Source organism: Thalassospira sp. SM2505 (genome assembly GCF_054901115.1).
In genome coordinates, this window is record NZ_CM142731.1 from 2,830,832 (window position 1) to 2,852,718 (window position 21,887).

General features: G+C 53.0%; 21 protein-coding genes. 7 read left to right on the forward strand and 14 right to left on the reverse strand.

All coding sequences use genetic code 11. From position 1 onward, the window contains the following. The first annotated feature begins 1 nt into the window (after position 1). From ectB to mazG, 4 genes are all read left to right on the forward strand, one after another. Positions 2-1,285: a diaminobutyrate--2-oxoglutarate transaminase gene (gene ectB / locus ACTU44_RS13325; protein ID WP_462095655.1), complete on the forward strand. Its 1,284-nt coding sequence runs from the start codon at positions 2-4 to the stop codon at positions 1,283-1,285. A 66-nt stretch (positions 1,286-1,351) separates the two neighbouring features. Further along, positions 1,352-1,753 (forward strand): ectoine synthase, encoded by a 402-nt coding sequence (locus ACTU44_RS13330; RefSeq protein WP_068519046.1) that lies wholly within the window; start codon positions 1,352-1,354, stop codon positions 1,751-1,753. A gap of 86 nt (positions 1,754-1,839) precedes the next feature. Next, on the forward strand, positions 1,840-3,345 hold the full coding sequence (locus tag ACTU44_RS13335; RefSeq protein ID WP_336081012.1) for an aspartate kinase: 1,506 nt from the start codon (positions 1,840-1,842) through the stop codon (positions 3,343-3,345). Between the two features lie 152 nt (positions 3,346-3,497). Then, positions 3,498-4,322, forward strand: coding sequence for a nucleoside triphosphate pyrophosphohydrolase (mazG, locus tag ACTU44_RS13340; protein WP_462095656.1), 825 nt, complete (start codon positions 3,498-3,500; stop codon positions 4,320-4,322). A 25-nt stretch (positions 4,323-4,347) separates the two neighbouring features. Here the strand turns inward: mazG and ACTU44_RS13345 are convergent, their stop codons facing one another. The 12 genes from ACTU44_RS13345 to ccsA all read right to left on the reverse strand — a co-directional run bounded on the left by ACTU44_RS13345 (position 4,348) and on the right by ccsA (position 18,477). Further along, on the reverse strand, positions 4,348-5,220 hold the full coding sequence (locus tag ACTU44_RS13345) for an AraC family transcriptional regulator (RefSeq protein ID WP_462095657.1): 873 nt from the start codon (positions 5,218-5,220) through the stop codon (positions 4,348-4,350). Between the two features lie 84 nt (positions 5,221-5,304). After that, entirely contained in the window at positions 5,305-6,129 is an 825-nt protein-coding gene (locus ACTU44_RS13350; protein WP_462095658.1) for an inositol monophosphatase family protein, read from the reverse strand. A gap of 34 nt (positions 6,130-6,163) precedes the next feature. Next, a complete protein-coding gene (gene hflX / locus ACTU44_RS13355) occupies positions 6,164-7,495 on the reverse strand; it encodes a GTPase HflX (RefSeq protein ID WP_404969461.1) in 1,332 nt (443 codons plus the stop codon). A 7-nt stretch (positions 7,496-7,502) separates the two neighbouring features. After that, the gene (gene hfq, locus ACTU44_RS13360) at positions 7,503-7,760 is read right to left on the reverse strand and encodes an RNA chaperone Hfq (protein WP_007089557.1); all 258 of its coding nucleotides are present in this window, start codon (positions 7,758-7,760) and stop codon (positions 7,503-7,505) included. Positions 7,761-7,882: 122 nt separating this feature from the next. Next, positions 7,883-8,569 carry an HAD family hydrolase gene (locus tag ACTU44_RS13365; RefSeq protein ID WP_462095659.1) on the reverse strand — a complete coding sequence of 229 codons (687 nt, stop codon included), beginning with the start codon at positions 8,567-8,569 and terminating at the stop codon, positions 7,883-7,885. A 62-nt stretch (positions 8,570-8,631) separates the two neighbouring features. Beyond that, on the reverse strand, positions 8,632-10,011 hold the full coding sequence (gene trkA / locus ACTU44_RS13370) for a Trk system potassium transporter TrkA (RefSeq protein ID WP_114097471.1): 1,380 nt from the start codon (positions 10,009-10,011) through the stop codon (positions 8,632-8,634). Positions 10,012-10,056: 45 nt separating this feature from the next. After that, a complete protein-coding gene (gene ntrX / locus ACTU44_RS13375; protein WP_114097470.1) occupies positions 10,057-11,430 on the reverse strand; it encodes a nitrogen assimilation response regulator NtrX in 1,374 nt (457 codons plus the stop codon). Positions 11,431-11,478: 48 nt separating this feature from the next. After that, the gene (locus ACTU44_RS13380) at positions 11,479-13,755 is read right to left on the reverse strand and encodes a sensor histidine kinase NtrY-like (protein WP_114097469.1); all 2,277 of its coding nucleotides are present in this window, start codon (positions 13,753-13,755) and stop codon (positions 11,479-11,481) included. Next, positions 13,752-15,200, reverse strand: coding sequence for a nitrogen regulation protein NR(I) (gene ntrC / locus ACTU44_RS13385; RefSeq protein WP_114097468.1), 1,449 nt, complete (start codon positions 15,198-15,200; stop codon positions 13,752-13,754). The genes ACTU44_RS13380 and ntrC overlap by 4 nt, the downstream gene beginning before the upstream one ends. Next, positions 15,197-16,345: a two-component system sensor histidine kinase NtrB gene (locus ACTU44_RS13390; RefSeq protein WP_336081045.1), complete on the reverse strand. Its 1,149-nt coding sequence runs from the start codon at positions 16,343-16,345 to the stop codon at positions 15,197-15,199. The genes ntrC and ACTU44_RS13390 overlap by 4 nt, the downstream gene beginning before the upstream one ends. A gap of 57 nt (positions 16,346-16,402) precedes the next feature. Then, positions 16,403-17,413, reverse strand: coding sequence for a tRNA dihydrouridine synthase DusB (dusB, locus tag ACTU44_RS13395; RefSeq protein ID WP_462095660.1), 1,011 nt, complete (start codon positions 17,411-17,413; stop codon positions 16,403-16,405). A gap of 257 nt (positions 17,414-17,670) precedes the next feature. Further along, positions 17,671-18,477 (reverse strand): cytochrome c biogenesis protein CcsA, encoded by an 807-nt coding sequence (ccsA, locus tag ACTU44_RS13400; RefSeq protein ID WP_114097465.1) that lies wholly within the window; start codon positions 18,475-18,477, stop codon positions 17,671-17,673. Between the two features lie 121 nt (positions 18,478-18,598). Here ccsA and ACTU44_RS13405 point away from each other — a divergent pair, with 121 nt between their 5' ends. Further along, positions 18,599-19,795, forward strand: a complete 1,197-nt coding sequence (locus tag ACTU44_RS13405; RefSeq protein ID WP_462095661.1) for a bifunctional 2-C-methyl-D-erythritol 4-phosphate cytidylyltransferase/2-C-methyl-D-erythritol 2,4-cyclodiphosphate synthase — start codon at positions 18,599-18,601, stop codon at positions 19,793-19,795. Positions 19,796-19,880: 85 nt separating this feature from the next. On the opposite strand, the gene ACTU44_RS13410 is transcribed toward ACTU44_RS13405, so the two are convergent. Together ACTU44_RS13410 and cutA are read right to left on the reverse strand one after the other, a co-directional pair. Then, a complete protein-coding gene (locus ACTU44_RS13410) occupies positions 19,881-20,444 on the reverse strand; it encodes a septation protein A (protein ID WP_114097463.1) in 564 nt (187 codons plus the stop codon). Positions 20,445-20,522: 78 nt separating this feature from the next. Further along, on the reverse strand, positions 20,523-20,864 hold the full coding sequence (gene cutA, locus ACTU44_RS13415; protein WP_114097462.1) for a divalent-cation tolerance protein CutA: 342 nt from the start codon (positions 20,862-20,864) through the stop codon (positions 20,523-20,525). 89 nt (positions 20,865-20,953) lie between these two features. Here cutA and ACTU44_RS13420 point away from each other — a divergent pair, with 89 nt between their 5' ends. Both ACTU44_RS13420 and ACTU44_RS13425 read left to right on the forward strand, forming a co-directional pair. Continuing rightward, the gene (locus ACTU44_RS13420) at positions 20,954-21,199 is read left to right on the forward strand and encodes a hypothetical protein (RefSeq protein ID WP_114097461.1); all 246 of its coding nucleotides are present in this window, start codon (positions 20,954-20,956) and stop codon (positions 21,197-21,199) included. Between the two features lie 114 nt (positions 21,200-21,313). Next, on the forward strand, positions 21,314-21,886 hold the full coding sequence (locus ACTU44_RS13425; RefSeq protein WP_462095662.1) for a histidine phosphatase family protein: 573 nt from the start codon (positions 21,314-21,316) through the stop codon (positions 21,884-21,886). Position 21,887 lies beyond the last annotated feature (1 nt).

The window sequence follows — 21,887 nt, forward strand, 5'->3', positions numbered from 1 at the left end:
CATGACTGTATTTGATCGCCTTGAATCGGAAGTCCAGAGCTATGCACGCTCCTTCCCCGTTACTTTTGAAAGTGCCGAAGGCGCCTGGCTTACCGACGAGAACGGAAATCGTTATCTTGATTTCCTTGCCGGTGCCGGCAGCCTGAACTATGGCCATAACCATCCGGTCCTGCAGGAGAAACTGATCGATTACATCAAATCGAACGGCATCACCCATGGTCTGGACATGCACACCAAGGCCAAGGAAGCATTCCTTAATGCGCTTGAAACCAAAATCTTCAAGCCGCGTGACATGGAATACAAGGTCCAGTTTACCGGCCCGACCGGCACCAATGCCGTGGAAGCAGCCCTGAAGCTGGCCCGTCGCGTCAAAGGTCGTGAAACCATCATTTCCTTCACCAACGGTTTCCATGGCTGTACGCTGGGTTCGCTTGCCATCACTGGCAATGAACATCATCGCGGCGCGGCTGGCGTATCACTTGATAACGCGGTTGCTGTTCCGTTTGACGGCTATATGGGCGATGGCGCTGATACCACCGAGTATCTTGACCGTGTTCTGTCAGACAACTCAAGCGGGGTTGCCCTTCCGGCGGCCGTGATCGTTGAAACCCTTCAAGGTGAAGGCGGTCTGAATGCGGCCGATTTTGGCTGGCTCAAAAATCTTGAAGCAGTATGCCGCAAGCATGACATCCTTCTGATCGTCGATGACATTCAGGCGGGCTGTGGCCGTACCGGCACATTCTTCAGCTTCGAACCTGCGGGCATCAAGCCTGACATGATCACGCTGTCAAAATCGCTGTCGGCCTATGGTCTGCCGCTTGCAGTCGTCCTGATCAAACCGGAATTCGACGTCTGGCGTCCCGGCGAACATAACGGCACCTTCCGCGGCAACAATCATGCGTTTGTCACGGCGGCAGCGGCACTTGACCTCTTCTGGTCTGACGATGCCTTTGCAGCAGATGTGCGCGACAAGGCCGAGTTCCTTGGCAAGCGCCTTGAAGAAATTGCCGAACGTTATGGTGATGGCAAACTTTACCGCAAGGGGCGTGGCCTGATGCAGGGTATCTGCTTTGAAAGTGGCGAAATGGCATCGAAAGTCACCAAGGAATGTTTCAGGCATAATCTGGTGATCGAAACCAGTGGTCCGGAAGACGAAGTGGTGAAATGCCTTGTCCCGCTGATCATCTCCAAGCAGGATCTGGCACATGGTCTCGACATCCTTGAGCTGGCAACGGCCAAAGCCATGGGCAAGGATGTTGCACCGACCAAAGCTGCTGCTGAATAATATGACAGGGGCGACGCACCGTCGCGTCGCCCTGCCCCACAACTTCATTAGATCAAAGAGTTACAAATGATTGTTCGCACCCTGAAAGAATGTGAAGCATCCGGTCGCCGTGTGGTCTCGGATAACTGGGAAAGCACCCGTCTGTCGCTTGCCGATGATGGCATGGGCTTTTCGTTCCATATCACCACCATCTATGCCGGCACGGAAACCGAGATCTGCTACGCCAACCATTTCGAGACTGTCTATTGCATCTCGGGCAACGGTGAAGTCGAAACCATCGAAGATGGCAAGAAATACAAGATCGAGCCGGGAACGGTTTACATCCTGAACAAGCATGACCGCCACTATCTGCGCGGCGGCACCGAGGACATGGTTGTCGCCTGTGCGTTCAACCCGCCGCTTAACGGTCGCGAGGTTCATGACGAGAACGGTGTTTATCCGCTCGATGGCGATGCGCTCGCAAGCTAGGACACTTGCTTGAGGCGGCCGGTAACGACCGCCTTAAACTTTCCGAGCCAATAATCTTTCAAGGAAACGCCCCCAAAGGAGGCAACATGCTTTCAGCCCAGAAAAAATCGGACGCTGGGCATAGCGTTCACAAGATCGGTGGTACGTCTATGACCCAGGTTGATGCGGTCATGGACAATATTCTGGTCGGCAATCGTAGCGAGGAAGAGCTCTATAACCGGGTCTTTGTCGTTTCAGCATATGGCGGTTTCACCGACCTTCTGCTGGAAAACAAGAAAACCGGCGAAGCAGGCGTCTATCAGCTATATGCCGGATCGGAAACCGACTGGGCATGGGGTGATGCCCTGACCAAAGTTTCCGAAAGGATGTGCGAAATCAACGAGAAGATCTTTGGTGACGCCCCGGAACTGAAACTGGCCAATGCCTTTGTTCAGGAACGCATAGAAGGCACACGCAGTTGCCTGATGGACCTTCACCGTCTTTGCAGTTTCGGGCATTTCAAACTTGAAAAGCATTTACTGACTGTACGTGAAATGCTGTCTGCCATTGGCGAGGCACATAGTGCGCATAACACCATGTTGTTGCTGCGTGCCAAAGGCGTGAATGCGGTCTTTGCCGATCTTTCCGGCTGGCGCGAGCCCGAGGCATCAACACTTGATGGTCGTATCGAAAAAGTATTCACCGATATCGACCTTCCAAGCCAGCTTGCCATTGCAACCGGATATGCCCAGTGCAGTGAAGGTTTGATGAGCATCTATGGTCGTGGTTACAGTGAAGTCACGTTCTCGCGGATTGCCTGTCTGACAAAGGCGCGCGAAGCAATCATTCATAAGGAATTCCACCTTTCGAGTGCTGATCCGCGCATCGTTGGCGAGGATTCCGTTCGCCCGATTGGCCGGACCAGCTATGACGTGGCCGATCAGCTGTCGAACATGGGCATGGAAGCCATCCACCCGCGCGCAGCCAAGGGCCTGCGTCAGAATGATATTCCGCTTCGGATTGCGAACACCTTTGAACCGGAACATCCGGGCACGGTGATCGATGATCACTGGAACCCGGAAAACAGCCGCGTTGAAATTGTAACCGGCGTTCCGACTGCGTTCGAAATTGAAGTCTTCAATCAGGACATGGTTGGTGTTCCGGGGGGCGAGGAATCAATTCTCAGCGTTCTGAAACGCTATAAGGTTCCAACCGTCACCAAGAACCTGAATGCCAACACGATTACGCATTATGTATCGGCACCACTGAAACAGATCCGCCGTTGCGTTGACGAAATCGAAGCCAAGCATCCCGAAGCAACCGTTCAGACCCGCAAGGTCGCGATTGTTTCTGTGATTGGCGCAAATATCGCCCAGCCGGGCCTGTTTGCCCGTTCAGTCTCGATCCTTGATGAAGCAGGTGTCGAACTTGTGGCATCTCATTATCCGAGCCGTCGGGTTGATCTTCAGTTTGTCGTCGCCGAAGGCGATTTCGACAAGGCAGTCATTGCCCTGCATCGCGGCCTTGTCGAAGGCAAGAAATCAGAAAGCGCAAACACCGAAGATTCCGGTGATGAGAGCGCTAACAAACAGGAAAAGCTCAAAGCCGCATAAGGCAACAGGCATCCTGACATCACGTCAAAACCCGCAAGCACCATACGGCTTGCGGGTTTTGTTTTGCCCAGATCAGAGACTTGTCAGCATTGATGCACCGCGATAGGACTAACAGGAACACCGCAAGCAAACTTCAAACGGGGACTATCTGCATGAGCACGCAAAACAGCAAAGCCATCAACGACCTTCTTGACGTCATGGCGCGCTTGCGTGATCCCGATGGCGGATGCCCCTGGGACCTCGAACAGGATTTCTCGACAATTGCCCCCTACACCATCGAGGAAGCCTATGAAGTAGCCGATGCAATTGCCGATAACGACATGCCTGAACTCTGCAATGAGCTGGGTGATCTTTTGCTTCAGGTGGTTTTCCATGCCCAGATGGCAAAGGAAGCCGGGCATTTCGATTTTGAAGATGTTGCCAACAGCATCGTCTCGAAAATGATTAGCCGTCATCCGCATGTCTTTGGCGATGGCGATGCAACAACCACCGACGGCGTTAATCAGACCTGGGAAAAGATCAAGGCCGCCGAACGCGCACAAAAGGCCGAAACAAAGGGTCATGACCGTCATAGCGCGCTTGATGGCGTCGCAAGTGCCCTGCCCGCATTGATGCGTGCCGAGAAACTGACCAAGCGCGCGGCACGTGTCGGGTTTGACTGGCCAAGCACCGACGAAGTCTTTGACAAGCTTCACGAGGAAATTGACGAACTTAAAGCCGAGATGACCGACAATCCTGACCCGGGCCGATTGCAGGATGAATTGGGCGACATGCTGTTTGTGATGGCAAACCTGGCACGCAAGATCGGGGTCGATCCAGAAGTTGCCTTGCGCGGTGCCAATCACAAATTCACCAAACGCTTCCATTTCATCGAAGATGAACTCGCCCGCGATGGCCGAACTGCAGCGCAATCTGATCTGGAAGAAATGGACAATCTTTGGGACTTGGCCAAGAAGGTCGAACGGGGTCAGGCGTAACCAACCCCGTTCTTGCATCCAGGTATCAGCCTTCAAGCGGCATATAGATTTCCGTCAGCAATTCTGTCGGTGCCACTTCTCGTGGATTATTGAGGTATTCCTCGAATACAGGCCCCTCACGCACTTCCTCACCAGATTGCGGTAACCATTTGCCAAATAACCACAAATAGGCCGCCCTCATATCGGCATATGGACCCTTGTAGCGAAGACAGGCATACCGACCAGCCGCAACAGTTGCGCGTGTAACCGGCACCTCAACATCAACGGCCTGACTGTTTTCAAGAAGCACTCCTGCCCTTGAAAACAGGTCTTCTTCACGATACGCATCAGGATCAGTGTGATAAACACCGATCAACCTGATATCGGGTCCAACCAGCCCGCGAACGGCAAGCCAGCCGAACAGGCGATCAAACGCCTCGCCGATTTGCATGAATGATCCGTGATGATGAATGGTCAAAAGTGACATCTCAGGCACGTTCCGGATTTCCACGTCCCATGGGCCACTAACGAGTGCTCCCTGATCTTCATCAACGGCATTCTGGAACTTCCGATGACTGCCTTCCTTGCGATAGCGGGCGGGCGGCATTCCATAGCTGTCGGAAAAGATACGGGTAAAGGATTGCAAATTCGGATATCCGCACCGCTTTGCAATATCATCAATTGGGATTTCGCTGTTGGCCAGCATTCCGGCGGCCGTATGAAGGCGCACCCGCTTGACTGTCGCAGCCACGGTTTCACCAAACACACCGTGATAAATGCGATGCCAGTGCGTCGGAGACATACAGGCAATTTCAGCAAGGCTGTTCAAATCCAGATCATCTGCCAGATGATCATGAATATAGGCCTGAACACGGGTAAGACGGTCCTGATAGGAACGCTGGGCATGTAATTTATTCATCGTTCTCTCATGCATTTGTTGTGCAATTTGAAAACGCTATCACGGTGCGATTTGACAAATCTTGCGATCTTGTCGTTGATAGAGTCAGGAAAATAGCGGCAAAAGGATTTCGTTGATTTCGTGCCACAAATCCTCGGAACTTGCGCAAAGAAGTCCGGGGGCTGTGGCATTGGCGTTATATTCGTTGTCCTTGTCAGACATGATATAGCGCGCAAAACCGCCAGCCTCACGAACAAGCAGCGTACCCGGCGCATGATCCCAGGGCTTTAAGGTGCGATAGGCACAAAAATCATATGCACCGCGCGCCATTTCCTCATATTCCGCGCCACAGCAGGAATAATGGGCAACGTCATCAAAGAAATCGAGATGACCATAATGCTTGCGAATGCGATCACGGGCATAGGAAATCAAAAAGCCCTTTGCATCACGGGCTTTGGTAATGTCTGAACGCACAGAAACCGGCTGATCCTGATAGCAGGTACCGGCCCCCTTTTCGGCGACGGTTGCAGCACCTTCAATCGGATCGACAATCCAGGCTGCGACAGTTTCGCCGCCGTAATACAAACCGACCATGCAGCGGAATGGCTGGCGATGATGGGCAAAGTTTTTGGTGCCGTCGACCGGATCAATGATCCAGAACGGGTCGGTGCCGGCAAAAACCTTGTCCTGTAACTTCGGATCAGCATGTGCTGCCTCTTCGCCCAGGGCCAGACTGCCGGGCAACAGATCGGTTAAACGTGCGGTTAGAACCCGCTCGGCCTCGGTATCTGCTATGGTGACAAGATCAAGCGCGTGGGTTTTGGTATCGATATCGGCATCATCAAGCTGACCGAAGCGCGGAGCGATTTCAGTTGCCGATACCTCCCGGATAATTTCGGTAACCTTATCCATATCGACTTTTATCGCCACGCTACTTCTCCCACTGGGTAATCCTGATTACGCACTATATCAGATGCACTTCAAGCCCGGCCTTGGCACACCAGTCTTCGAACCGACCAACACGCGTCGTATCAACGCGTAGCTGGATTGAAATTCCGTCCGCACCTTCACTCCGCTGCAAGACTTCGCCCTGCTCATAAAGACGGGCCAGTGACTTACCGTCCGAATAAGGCACGCACAGCTCAAACACCGGCATGTCCTCGGTCAGACGATCCTCGATCAATTCAAGCAGTGCATCACAATTGCGGCCTTTTACCGCCGAAATCGCAATGGTGTTGTCATGACGGGATGCATATTCCAGCACGGCCTGAAAGTCTTCACCTTCAAGAAGATCGATCTTGTTAAGCGCCTCGACCAGTTCTTCGCCATCAATTGCCTTTTGAAGACCAAGCGCCTTGAGAACTTCAAGCACGTCAAGCTTCTGTGCCTCGGTCTCGGGCGATGATGCATCACGCACATGAACGATCAGGTCTGCTTCAAGAACTTCTTCAAGCGTCGCACGGAACGCCGCGACAAGATCGTGCGGCAAATCCGAAACGAACCCCACCGTATCAGACAGAATAACCTTTCGACCGCTTGGCAGGATCAAACCACGCATGGTCGGATCAAGCGTCGCGAACAGCATATCCTCGGCAAAAACCTCGGACACCGTCAGGTGGTTAAACAGAGTCGATTTTCCGGCGTTGGTATAACCGACAAGGGCCACAATCGGATAAGGCACCCGGCGGCGAGCTTCGCGGTGAAGTTCGCGCGTCCGTTTGACTTCTTCAAGCTCGCGACGCAATTTCGCAAGCTTGTCTCCGATCAGGCGACGGTCAATCTCGATCTGGCGTTCACCCGGACCGGCAAGGAACCCGCGACCACCACGCTGACGTTCAAGGTGCGTCCAGGTCCGCACAAGGCGGGATCGCTGATAGCTGAGCAATGCCAGTTGAACTTGCAAGCGTCCTTCACGGGTGCGCGCACGATCGGCAAAGATTTCAAGGATCAAGCCGGTTCGATCAATAACCTTGCATTTCCATTCACGTTCCAGGTTACGCTGTTGGATCGGGGAAAGCTGGCCATTGATCATGACAATATCGGCCTCTTCGGCCTTGATTTGCAAACCAAGCCGCTCAACGACACCGGTCCCGAAAAGGGTTGCCGGGCGTGTTTTTGCAATGGGCACGATATCCGCGCCCACCACGTCAAATTCCAATGCGCCAGTCAAACTGACCGCTTCATCCAGACGTGAAGACGCGTCGCGCCAGGACGCTTTCTGGTCCGCGCGTTTTAGATCCGGATGGAAAACTAGGACCCGGGGGGTATCGGGCGCATCGCCGCCCCCCGAAGTCAGAGATTCGTCAGCTATTTTCTTCGTCCGTCGCAGGCTGGCTCGGATCAAACAGTTTGATCGGGGTCGTCGGCATTACCGTCGAGATCGCGTGTTTGTAAACGAGCTGGGTATGAGCATCGCGCCGCAGCAAAACAGAGAAATTGTCAAACCAGGTGATGATGCCCTGCAATTTGACTCCGTTGACCAGAAACACGGTAACCGGCGTTTTGTTTTTACGGCAATAATTCAGGAATACGTCCTGAACATTTTGTGATTTTTCCGCCATTGGTTAGACCTAGCCTTCTTTTATGAGCGTTTTTTTGGTTTCGGGCGGCCAAGGAAAATGTGGAGCCGTCGACTTTCAGGTCGGTCACGACCCCTGCCCCATTTTTTAATGACCAGTCTGAACTATAAGACTTTCGAGAAGCTTTTTACAACCCTTACAAGCGCCTCGCAATCAGCGAAATGCCAATCAGGGCTAAGAGTCGCAGAATTCTGCGTGTCCCCGTGACCGGTTATTTCATCGCCGATCAGGATTGCAGTGGCTCCGACATTGCGCGCACATTGAATATCAACAACACTATCCCCTACAAACCAGAGATTCTCATATTGCGATGCCGAAGAGTCGCCCATCGCCATATGCACCGGATCGGCAGCCGGTTTGTCATTTGCCGCATCTGTTGCGCCAACAATTTTTCCAAAAAAGGGCGTCCATTCAAGGTGCTCGGCTTCCTTGCGCAGAAAGTCACCATTCTTGTTACTGACCACACCGATATAGGTGCCATTATCACGCAACGCACATAAAAGATCATATGCGCCGACAAGTGGCGTCAGTGTTTCGAGATGAATGGACCGGAAATGGCCATAGAAACTGTCCTTGGCGGCTTCCCAGCGATCCTGACCGAACAGAACCGGAAAACTGTCACGCAGGGAACGGGCTACACGCTGTTTGGTTTCTTCAAGCGTCCAGGTTTCCCTGCCAAAGTCTTCAAAGGTCATATTCAGGGCCGCCTGAATGGTACCCCAACTATCAACAAGGGTATTATCCCAGTCAAAAATGACGGCCTTTGGCGGATGGGGCAATTTGTCAGACATTTGAACTTCCGGTGATGACGGCGCTATCTATTGGTATGAGGATTTGAAAGTCCGCTGAGCGATCAGAAATATTCCAACCGGACTGCGAACATCTTTTCGACCTTCTTGATCTGCTCGGATCCGGCAAAGACGACAATGCGGTCATTCGCCTCAATCACCGTATTGGCGCGCGGCATGACCACCTCACCATCACGCAAGATCGCGCCAAACACCACACTGGCCGGCATCGCGATATCCTTGATCGCCTTGCCAACGATTGGGGCTGTTTCAAGTGCTTCGGCCTCAAGAACCTCGCCAAAACCTTCTGACAGGCTGTGAACAGCACGAATACGGCCACGACGCACATGATGCAGGATGGTCGAAACCGTTGTCATACGCGGACTGATGACAACATCGACACCCAGTTCAGAAACCAGCGAGTTATAGGTGCTTTTATTGATCAGTGTCAGTGCGCGCGGACAGCCATAACGTTTGGCGAGCAAGGATGACAGAATATTGGTTTCATCATCATTGGTCAGTGCAACAACGGCTTCGGCATTGCCTACATTGGCTTCCTCAAGCAGTTCCGGATCAAGAACGTCGCCACGCAGAACAACACTTTTCTTGGGAAGTTTCTGTGCCACATAACGGGCACGTTCAGGATCAGCTTCGACCAGACGTGTGGTCACACCCGGGAAATTCTTGTTGATCTCTTCGGCCAGGAACAAGGCAATGTTGCCGCCACCAAAGATCACGATACGGCGTGCTTCGGGGTCTTCGTGACCAAAGGCCGACATTGCACGTGACACCTGATCGCTTGACACTGCAAGATAAACAAGATCCCCTGCCAGCATCTGGTCTTCCCCTTTGGGATAAACCGGCTTGTCATCGCGGATCATGCCAAGGATCGAAATATTCAGATCCGGGAAAAGCTGGTGAAGCTGACGCAGCGGCGTGTTGATCACCGGGCAATCTTCGTTGCAGCGCAGGCCAAGAATTTTGACCTTGTCATCGGCAAACGGGATCATGTCAAACGCGCCGGGTGCCTGAAGACGACGCGCAACTGCACGGGCGACTTCCATTTCTGGCGAAATCACCACATCAATCGGAAGTTTTTCACGACCAAACAGGCTTGCCCATTCCGGCTGCAAATATGTCTGGCTGCGAATACGGGCAATCTTGGTCGGCACATTAAACAGGGAATGCGCAACCTGACAGGCCGTCATGTTGACTTCATCGGCAAAAGTCACAGCAATCAGCATGTCGGCCTCGTCGGCACCAGCCTGCTGCAACACATCGGGGTGCGAACCAAACCCGATGATGCCTTTAACTTCGAGCGTGTCTGAAATCTTGCGAACCAGTTCTTCCGACTGGTCGATCACGGTAACATCATTGTTTTCCGCGGCCAGATATTTGGCAATGTGGAAGCCCACCTGCCCGGCGCCGCAAATGATGACCTTCATCTTGTTATCTCCCGTTCACAACTGTCCCAGATGAGAATGGCTTTGTCAGCCGTTCACACCAAGGCTTTTCAGCTTGCGATGCAAGGCTGAACGTTCCATGCCGACAAAACTTGCCGTCTTGGAAATATTTCCCCCAAACCGGTCTATCTGGGTTTGCAGGTATTCTTTTTCAAACATCTCGCGCGCTTCACGCAGCGGCAATGCCATGATTTCACTTGTTTTGTCAAAGCTTAGGGATGTCGGTACATCTGAGAACAACTCGGATGGCAACATCTTGCCACTGATCAAATCCGTCTTGTCATCATCCGGTGCCATGATCATCAATCGTTCGATAACATTGCGCAACTGACGCACATTCCCCGGCCAGTCATAGGCATGCAGTGTTGCCATTGCCTCTGGCGAGAGTTTGCGTTTTGGCAAGCCGGTCGCATCGGCATACCGTTCAAGGAACCGTTCGGCAAGTTCGGGAATATCATCCCGGCGCTGCTGCAACGATGGCACTTCAAGCGGCACCACATTCAGACGATAATACAGATCCTGACGGAAGGTTTGTTCGGCAATACGTTGTTCAAGATCACGCGCGGTGGTCGCAATCACGCGGACATCAACGCTGACTGGCAAAGCACCGCCGACGCGTTCAAAGGTTTGCTCCTGCAGGACACGAACAATTTTCCCCTGTGTTTCCAAGGGCATGTCGGCAACTTCATCAAGCAGCAATGTCCCGCCATGCGCCAGCTCAAGCACCCCCGTGCGGGCTTCGCGATCTGCATTTGCGACCGCGCCAAACAGGGACTCTTCCATGGTTTCTGGGGAAATGTTCGCACAGTTCAGAACCACAAACGGGGCTTCCGCCCTTGCCGATTTCTGATGAATAAGGCGTGCAACAACTTCCTTGCCTGACCCTGCCGGGCCATGGATCAGGATACGGCTACCGGTACGTGCAACACGTTCGGCAGACTGACGAAGGTTATTGATGACCGATGACTTGCCGACAAGCTCTGTATCACCACCAGCCCGTAAGGTCAGTTCGCGGTTTTCGCGGCGCAGACGCGCATCATCAATCGCGCGTTCGACAACCATCAAAAGACGGTCGGTATTGAACGGCTTTTCAATGAAGTCATAGGCACCGATGCGCGATGCTTCGAGTGCAGTTTCAATGTTCCCGTGGCCGGAAATCATCACCACCGGGACTTCGCTATGTTCGCGTTTGATCAGCTTGAGGGTTTCAATCCCGTCGTGGTCACTTTCATCCATCCAGATATCAAGCACCACAAGGCTTGGCCGCCTCGCGGCCACTTCGGACAGAGCTTCCTGGCTCGATCCGGCCTGACGGGTGGTATAGCCTTCGTCTTCCAGAATACCGGAGATTAACGCTCGAATGTCTTGTTCATCATCGACAATCAGAATGTCGTGCGCCATGTCGGAACCAAATCAATCTTTATTCTTGTTACGATTTTGACAACTTAATCAGTTGTCTGAGGAATGAGCGCCCGGCGCCCCTTTTTCAATATCGGCATCAGTCGCTTGCGGGAAAGATAGCGTAATGGTCGCCCCGCTTTCAACGCCGTCAGAGAGTATAAGCTCTCCACCATGGTCTTCCATGATTTTCTTGACGATCGCCAAACCAAGACCGGTTCCCTTGGAACGGGTCGTCACATATGGCTCGGTCAACCGTTCGCGATGTTCCGCCGGAAGTCCCTTACCGTTATCAGAAACCGCTACAAATACACGTTGATTGTTTGGTGACATCGAGATCGAAATCTCGATACGCCCGCGCGGCAATTCACCTTCTTGCGGCTTTTCACGACCTTCGATGGCCTCGGCGGCATTCTTAAGGGTGTTGATCAGGCACTGATTGACCTGATGGGCGTCACAGGAAATTTTCAGATCCTCGATCCCGGTGCGATCAAAATCATAAGAAATCTCGCTATGCGCTTGTTTTTGAAGAAAAACAGCGCTTTTGACAAGATCACTCAGATTTTCCATCTTCATCTTGGGGGATGGCATCCGCGCAAAGCTTGAGAACTCGTCAACCATTCGTCCGATATCTGAAACCTGCCGGATAATGGTATCGGTACAGATCTGGAAAACTTCCTGATCATCCTTGATCTGTTTCAGATAGCGTCGCTTAAGACGTTCTGCAGAAAGCTGGATCGGTGTCAGCGGGTTCTTGATTTCGTGCGCGATACGGCGCGCAACGTCAGCCCAGGCGGCCATACGCTGTGCAGTTTGAAGCTCGGTCACATCGTCAAAGGTTACGACATAGCCAAACACCGTCCCGTCATCTGCCCATTCGGCAGTGACCCGTGCAAGCAAAGTGAGATTAACGCCATCCCGACGAATTTCGATCTGGCGTGGCTTACTGCGGTCACCATCGCGGTTGAAATCGTCAAACAGTGGCGCGAATTCCGGAATAACCTCGGTCAGTGCGAGCCCGAGATACCCGTCAAGATCAACTGCCAGCAGATCGGAGGCGCTTCGGTTCGGCAGATCAATCTTTCGATCCGGATCAAGCCCGATAACACCCGCAGTCACCCCGCCCAGAATGGCTTCGGTAAAGCGGCGGCGTTCATCGTTCAGGCGGTTTGCCGCAATCAGCTCGTTGCGCTGGGTTTCAAGCTGCGCCGTCATGCGGTTAAAGGCGCGGCTCAGAGCTTCAAGCTCGTCGCCCTGCCCGTCAAGCGGCACCCGGAACGACAGATCACCGTCACGAACACGTTCAGCACCGGTAATCAGCTCGGATACAGGCTGAACAAGGCGCGTTGCAACCATCAAACCAAGTGTGACTGCCGCCAGAAGCAAAACAACAGAAATCAGCACAAAGATCATGACAAAGGTGATAACGATGCCCGAACGTTCACCTTCAAGACTTTCATAGGCGTCGACAGCGCGCCGTGCCTTATCAATACGATCAAGCACATTCGGATCAACAAACCGCCCGACCAGCAGAAACGCATCAATAAAGCTCGGAATCTTTGCCAGTGCGCGAATGCGGTTGTCGCTATTCCCGATCATCAGAACCACATCCTTTTCACGCGCCTCGTCAAAGACTTCGGCTGGAATGGATGCCTGAGCTGTATCGTAGGAGAAGCTGTATTCAGACTGGGCAATGATCTGACCGGAACCATCGATCATCATGACTTCCGGCAGGCCACGGGCAAGTGCCTGATCGGTCAGCATGTCTGAAATACGTTCCGGATTGGTGGAAAAATTAACCCCAAACCGCTGCAAGTCTGCAGTCGTTGCCAGAACGTCGGCACGGATCAGTTCCTGATGCTCCTTAAGGTAGGCGTCAGCAATGACCATGCTTTCTTCGACTGCAGTACGAATGCGGTCGCTAAACCAGCCCTGAATACCGAAATGCAGGAAAAGTGCGGAAAATACCGCAACAACAATCGCCGGTGTAACGGCGACCAGCGAAAACATCAAAACCATGCGGGTGTGAAGTTTCGCCCCGGCGACACCGCGACGACGCTCGACCCAAATCTGAACAAGCTTGCGGGCCACCAGTGTGGCCAAAAGCAACACCAGAACCAGATCAATGTTCAGCAACAAAAGGATCAGGCGCGGATCTGGCCGGAACGGGGCCGTCCCTGTCATCGCCAGATAGGTCGCAGTTACCGAAATCAGGGCGGCAGAGACCAGACTAAACGCAAAGCGTCGCGACTGGCCTAACCGCCCAAGAAACCTTACGAAGCCCGATCTCAACAAGCGGTTGGAGATCGAACCGTCCGTATTGTTCATTTCGTGCCCCTGACGACTTCCAGTCCTAGATCACGGATCTTTTTACGAAGCGTATTCCGGTTCAGGCCAAGCACCTCGGCGGCCTTCACCTGATTGCCACGCGTTGCTTCAAGCGTCACGTTCAAAAGCGGGCGCTCCATTTCGCGCAGGATGCGATCGTAAAGGCCGTTTGACGGCAAATCTTCTTCGTGGGCATCGAAATATTCACGTACATGACGTTCAATCGATTCCGACAGAGATTGCGGTTCCGCACTTGGTGCGGCTTCGCTGATATTGTTTTCGGAAAACTCGGTCTCGATGACATCGACACCGATCACATCATGCGAATACAGCGCCGTCAGGCGGCGCACCATGTTCTCAAGCTCACGAATGTTCCCGGGCCAGCGATGCGCTTTCAGGCGGCCCATTGCTTCGGCCGACAATGTTTTGCGCGGGAGGCCCTCTTCACTCGCCTGCATCAAGAAGTGATTGACCAGTTCCGGAATGTCTTCAAGACGTTCACGCAAGGACGGCAACCGGATCGGCACAACATTGAGGCGATAGAACAAATCTTCACGGAAGGTGCCTTCGCGGATCAGCTTGCGCAGATCACGGTGGGTTGCGGCCACAATACGGACATTGACACGGATCGGCGTGCGACCACCGACACGAGTATATTCACCTTCCTGAAGAACGCGCAGCAAGCGGGTTTGCGCTTCTAGTGGCATGTCACCGATTTCATCAAGGAACAGCGTACCGCCTTCGGCCTGTTCAAACCGGCCGACCTTGCGTTCATTGGCACCGGTAAAGGCACCTTTTTCGTGACCGAAAAGCTCGCTTTCGATCAGTTCGCGCGGAATTGCCGCCATATTGATCGCAACAAATGGCCCGTGACGGCGTCCGCCATATTCATGAAGGGCGCGCGCCACCAGTTCCTTACCCGTACCGCTTTCGCCGGTCACCATCACCGTCAGGTCGGTATTCATCAGACGGGCGAGCGCACGGTAGATTTCCTGCATTGCGGCAGAACGGCCGATCAAAGGCAGGCGATCATCGCCCTCTTCATCACCGGATTTACCCGTCTGGCTTTCCTGCGGCGTCTCAAGCGCACGATCAACAATCGCCATCAACTCATTCAGATCAAACGGTTTTGGCAGATATTCGAACGCACCGCGCTGGGCTGCCTTTACGGCGGTCATCAGGGTGTTTTGCGCACTCATGACAATGACGCGAAGGTCCGGGCGCAATTTGCGAATGCGCGGCACCATATCAAGACCGTTCTCGTCAGGCATCATGACATCAGTAATCACAAGATCGCCGTCCCCATCGGCAATCCAGTCCCAAAGCGTACGACCGTGTCCGGTACTGCGAACCTCGTGACCCTGACGCGACAATGCCTGCGTCAAAACGGTACGGATGGCGCGGTCGTCGTCAGCGACCAGAATTCTTGCAGGGCTCGTGCTCATGCGGTGTGTTCCCTGTTATTGATTATTATCGGTTGTTCACTGGCCCCCTCGGCCAGCGCACGATTGTAGATTGGCAGCATGATCTGAAATTCTGCACCGCCCCCCGGCACATCTTTCACTTCGATCACCCCACCATGGTCGTTGATAATTTTCGCCACCAGCGCAAGGCCAAGGCCAGAACCGGTCGGCTTGGTCGTTACAAACGGATCAAACAGGCTTTCACGCATATCCTGCGGGATACCGGGACCATTATCGCGTACCGAGACCACCAGCGGCAAATGAACACGCGCGTCACCACCGGCAACGGCCAGACGAATACCATGCTGATAGCGCGTTGAAATAACGATCTTGCCGTCCTGCGGATCAACAGCCTCGCCTGCATTCTTGACCAGATTGAGAAATACCTGGATCAGCTGGTCGCGGTTTCCAAAGACCGGCGGCAAGGACGGGTCATAAATTTCTTCAAACACCAGATTTTTACCAAAGCCGTTCTCGGCAAGGCGACGAACATGTTCAAGCACGGTATGAATATTGACCGCACCGCGTTCCATCGGCTTGTCAGAGAAAATCTCCATCCGGTCGACCAGTTCGACAATGCGGTCTGCTTCGTCACAGATCAGACGGGTCAGAACCCGGTCATCTTCGTTACTGGTCTGTTCAAGCAACTGCGCAGCCCCCCGGATCCCGGAAAGCGGATTCTTGATTTCATGGGCAAGAATGGCCGCCATCGCGCTAACAGAACGGGCGGAATTGCGGCTAAGAAGCTGATTGTCGATTTTTTGCGCGATGGAACGAGGTTCAAAGGTCAGGACAGCGCAATCACTTTCATCAGGCATCGACCCAACGGTCAGGTTGACCGTATGTTTGCCAATCTTCGGGCTTTCAATCAGAAGATTGTGGTCCGCGACCAGCGTTGCCTCGTCAATTGCCTGTTTGATGAGTGAAAAAACAGGACTGTCCGAGGGGATGAAATCGCTCAGATCGCTGCGGCACAGGACACTTGCACTGGTGTTGAACAATTGTTCTGTCGCCTGATTGACGAACCGTATTTTCCCGTCGCGGTTTGCAACGACGACTGCACTGGCAATCGCGTTAAGCACCCCGGTCGGGTCAACCCCGTTGCCTTTTCCAAATCCCAGTCTCATTCAATTCTTCCCCGACGATCTAAGTTTGTATGTCGCCATATTATTGTTATGAAGCGATCAGGCAGCTTGCTGATCATATTTGATCTGGCTTTCAACCAATGGCTCGTAAAACGCCTTGATCTGATCCTTTACTTCGACTGGATCATCCAACACGTTGACAATACGTCGAAATTCAGTCGCATTGCGCAGACTATTACAATACCAGGACAGATGTTTGCGAGCGATCCGGACACCCTGACGTCCATGATGATCAATCATCGCATCATAGTGACGCAGGATGGTCTTCAACTGGATTTCAAGGCTGGGTGCAGCAAGTTTTTCGCCGGTTTTGAGATAATTTGACACCTGTGCCAGGAACCAGGGGCGGCCATACGCCCCACGTCCGACCATTACACCATCAGCCCCCGAACGACGCAAAAGTTCTGCGGCATCCTCTTCGCTGGTGACATCACCATTGCCAATTACAGGAATCGTGACAGCTTCCTTGACCAGAGAAATCGCATCCCAGTCCGCCTGCCCCTTGTAAAACTGGCAACGGGTGCGTCCATGTATCGTCAGCATCTTGATGCCAAGATCTTCGGCGATTTTTGCAAGGGTCGGCGCATTGCGGTTGTCATCATCCCAGCCAAGACGCATTTTCAGGGTGACCGGAACCGAAACAGCATCAACGGTCGCCTTGATAATATCGGCAGCAAGTTTTTCATCTCGCATCAGGGCCGAACCGGCATACCCCTTGGTCACCTTTTTGGCCGGGCAGCCCATATTGATGTCAATGATCATCGCGCCACGGGCTTCATTCATCCTGGCGGCTTCGGCCATTTCATCGGGTTCGGTCCCGGCAAGCTGGACAGAAAGCGGGCTTTCGGCAGTGCAGTCGCCATGCATCTTGCGCACTTCTTTTTCATGACGCTGGATACGGGTCATGGCATCTGACGCTATCATTTCAGACACAACAAGATGGCCGCCGAACTGGCGGACTTGCTGACGAAATGGAAGGTCAGTCACACCTGACATTGGTGCCAGAATGACATTCTCTGGCACATGTACAGAACCGATCTGCAATGACATGAAGGTAATCCGATTGCCTAAAACTTGGGCAGATTAATAAAACTGGCCTCGAGTTGCAACAACTCTAAGCGTAATATGGAAAATATCGTGACAGTAAAGCCTGAGAGGCCCTGTAAATATGCTGCCACCCGCTGATATTCAGCAAGAAAACGCCCGCATCCAGAATGCTTGTGCGCCGCACTGTGACTAGCAATTACGCACCTGGCCCCCGGAGATCGTCAATCAGTGATTATTTGAACGGCAATCCAGGAACAGCGTTAGCCAACGAGATACCCACTCACCAGTCGCACACCGGGAAATGCCAGGGTCAAAAGCAACCAGGTCCCCAGAACGAACCGAACAGCCATGCGTCCACGCAGGGTCGATTTTTCATGAATGAAGATCAGGGTACAGATGGTCACAAACCCAAGCAGGGTCAAAAGCATCTTGTGATCGATTGCCCAAAGACTGCTACCTTCTACGTATCGAAGGGCAAAACCCGAGACAATCCCGATGATCAGAACCCAGGCTGACCATTTCAGGAAACCCACCAGCATGAACTCGCTATCGCGAAGCGGCGGCAAACGCCGGCTCCAGCGGGTTGGTTTGCGGTGCTTGAGAGCGTGTTCCTGAACGACATAGGCCATGGCAGCAATCGCAGCCAGCGTGACCAGCGCATAGGTCACAAGCGAACTGCCGATGTGAGCCCAAAGCCAGCCTGAATAGAGCGCAGGCCCGGTAACGGTTGGTGATACATGCTGATCAAACAGACTAAAGACAGCCGCCAAACCGGCAAACAGCAGAAGATAACCACCGATATAACCGGCAAGACGCCAGACCTGATGCGGTCCCTTGCAAATGACCAGTCCGCCAAAAATCATGATCACGGTAAGCTCTGACCAGTGCAAAGCCGCTGCAAAACCGCGCGACTGAACCTCTTCACCGGTCAGACCAAGAACCACCATCGTACCAATTGCCGCCAGACAGATCGATCCATGCAGCCATATGTCACGCTTCGGCTCGGCGCGCATGATCTGCGCGGTAAGCGGCAACAAGGCCAGAATATGAATATATGCAGCAAGCATGTGATGGTCCGTTTCTGTCGTAAGGCGCAGATTAACCCTGAAAAACCAAATGGCGACTTGGCAAAGGCTTCGCAGAAAGATAGCCTGCGGCGCAATTCAGACAAGCCATGGCATCATGTTTATGACCAAAAAAATCGGGGTTGTCATCGTTGCTGCTGGCAGCGGTAGCAGATTTGGCGACCCAATACCAAAACAATATCACACGCTTGGCGGCAAAACCGTGCTTGGCCACAGTATTGAATGCTTTGCCCGCCACACCTCGTTTGATCTTGTACAGGTGGTTTATAATCCGTCACACCAAGTCTGGTATGACACCGCTATCGCCAACATTGATGCCCCGTCCCTGCCTGCACCGGTCAATGGCGGCATAACCCGGCAACAATCCGTCCTAAACGGCCTGCGCGCCCTGTGCCCGCAGGAGCCCGATATTGTTCTGATCCATGATGCGGCGCGTCCGGGTATCTCTGATGAGGTCATTGAACGTGTCGTCGCAGCCCTTGAAACAAAAGCTGGTGCGATTCCGACACTTGCGGTCACGGATACAATCAAACAGACAACAAGCGATGGTGTCATTACGCAAACTATCCCGCGCGAAAGCCTGCAACGGGCACAAACGCCGCAAGGGTTCGCCTTTGACACAATTCTGATGGCACATCAGAAATATGAAGGTCAGGAATTCACCGATGATGCCGCCCTGCTGGAAGCCATGGGCATTGATGTCATCTGTGTTGAAGGAACCAGCTCAAACGACAAAATTACACGGCGCGATGATTTTGACCGCGCCCAGGACTGGGTTAACTGCACAAACAAGGACACCCCCGTGATGCAGCAGGAAGAATACCGTGCCGGAACCGGCTTTGACGTTCACCGTTTCGCACCGGGCGATCATTGCATTCTCTGCGGGGTCAAGGTTCCCCATACCGCACGCCTTGAAGGTCACTCCGACGCTGATGTTGGCCTACACACGCTGACCGACGCCATTCTCGGGGCAATTGGTGCCGGTGATATCGGTCAGCACTTCCCGCCGAGTGACATGCAGTGGAAGGGTGCTGCGTCTGATATTTTCCTGAAGCATGCTGCTGATCTGGTGCGCAAGCGGGGCGGCCGTATCGTCAATGCCGATGTGACCCTTATTTGCGAACGTCCGAAGATCGGGCCGCACACCATGGCCATGCGAGAAAAAGTTGCGGAAATTCTTGAAATCGAGGTCGATCGCGTGAATGTCAAAGCCACCACGACCGAACGCCTTGGCTTTACCGGCCGCGAAGAAGGCATTGCCGCGCAAGCAGCAGTCAGCATCGCGCTACCAATCAAGTAAATAACCTGAAAGCCAAGAACCAAAGACAAAGGGCAGGATTTTCATCCTGCCCTTTGTCTTTTGAGTATCCGAATTCTTCCCGGCCTTAAGAAGCCGCTGAACCGCCCTCTTCCTCGGGAAGCTGATGCTTCATAAGGACGGGTACCTGTGCCATTCCAAACACCATGGTAATCGGCATGATCCCCCACACTTTGAAGGCCACCCAGGTATCTGTCGAAAAATTCCGCCAGACAATTTCATTCACCAGGGCAAGAAAGACAAAGAAGAACGCCCAGCGCCATGTCAGGATACGCCACCCCTCGTCGGTGGCCTTGAACGCACTTTCCAGAACAAGCTTGAGAAACAGCTTACGTGCCATCAGGCCACCAAACAGGATCGCTGCAAACAGCAGGTTCACAATGGTCGGCTTGATCTTGATAAACAGTTCATCGTCAAGATAAAGCGTCAGACCGCCAAATACGATAACGAACGCGCCGCCAATCAGCGGCATGACCGGAATGGTGCGGGCAACCATATAGGACGTAACCAGGGCAATAACAGTCGCCGCCACGAACACCGCCGTTGCGGTCATCAGGTTTGTCGTTGCGTTAACAGCAAAAAACAGGATCAACGGCCCCATTTCCAGGGCCATTTTGGTAAGCTGGTTCATTAAATCACTTCACTCAACAGATTAAATTTGCGCCATCCTAGGGGGCAAGAACGTGTGATGCAATCATATCAAGCGTGATCACGATCCCAACTGCCCCTGAAGCCATGACACATAACCGTTGCTCCCCCGGCCCAACGGAATTTCAAGGATACATGGCACGTCATAGGGATGATGATCCTCGACCCATTTTGCCAGATCAATTGCCGTATGACGCGCGGTCTTAAGGATGACGACCAGTTCGGTTTGTTCTTCGACGTCGTCATTCCATTCATAAATGGCTGTCATCTGTGGCAAAATATTCGCACAGGCAGCAAGTTTTTCACGAATGGCACCGCCAGCGATCACGCGTGCTATTTCCATGTCCGGAACAGTGACATAGAGAAATGACATTTCACTGTTCTGAAACCGGTCTTCTGTCATTGAGATTGCTCCATGGTTGATAATCCGTCACACTGAAACCAGACAATGTTTGTGACACCAATCATATCATAACGGTGCGGGGAGTACCGATGACGGGGAAAAAACATTCGAAACCCACTGATGTTCAGCTTGAGTGGCTGCGTCGCGGCTTGAGCCAACCTGGTGGTAAATTGCCTCTATTTGATGGCAACGGCAAACAAATCAGTGAAAAAACTGTCCGGAGCTGCATTGATCACGGCTGGGCCGCACCATGGTTTGACAACCCGGTCAAGCCGGACTGGCTGATTTGCAAACTGACGGATGAAGGACGCCGCGTGGCCAGTTCAATCTCCTAGAGCTTGTTCGACCTCAATAATTTGAATTGCTTCATCGGTGCTGGCCTTATGATCCGATCGGCAGAATTCAGGGTATCAAGAACATATCCCTGAACACAAAACAGCTGCCAAACCATGCCCCTTCTCAGAACTTTTTCGATCATTGCAGCGACCCTGATCTGCAGCATCACTTCGTTTCCGGCCCATGCGTCAGCAGGCAACGCATGGGAGATATGGAAACAGGGAGATACGCATGCCCTGATGCGTCACGCGATTGCACCGGGCACCGGGGATCCGGCAAATTTCACACTTGATGATTGCAGCACCCAGCGAAATCTTGACGATCTAGGGCGAAATCAGGCCCGCCGCACCGGTGATCGTATTCGGGAAATGGGCATTGAGATCAATCTGGTGCTGAGTAGTCAGTGGTGCCGTTGCATCGATACGGCCAGCCTGCTTGCACTTGGTCCTGTTCGCCCGGAACCATCGTTAAACTCGTTCTTTGCCGATCGCAGCACAGAACAGCAACAAACCCGACAAATAGCAGACCTTCTTGCAACACTTCCGTCAGGCACCAAGGCAATGCTGGTAACCCATCAGGTCAATATCACGGCCCTTACCGGTATCTATCCCAAATCCGGTGAAATCATCCTGATCAGGGTCACCAAAACCGGGGACATAGAAATACTTGCCCGTCTGATGCCATAAG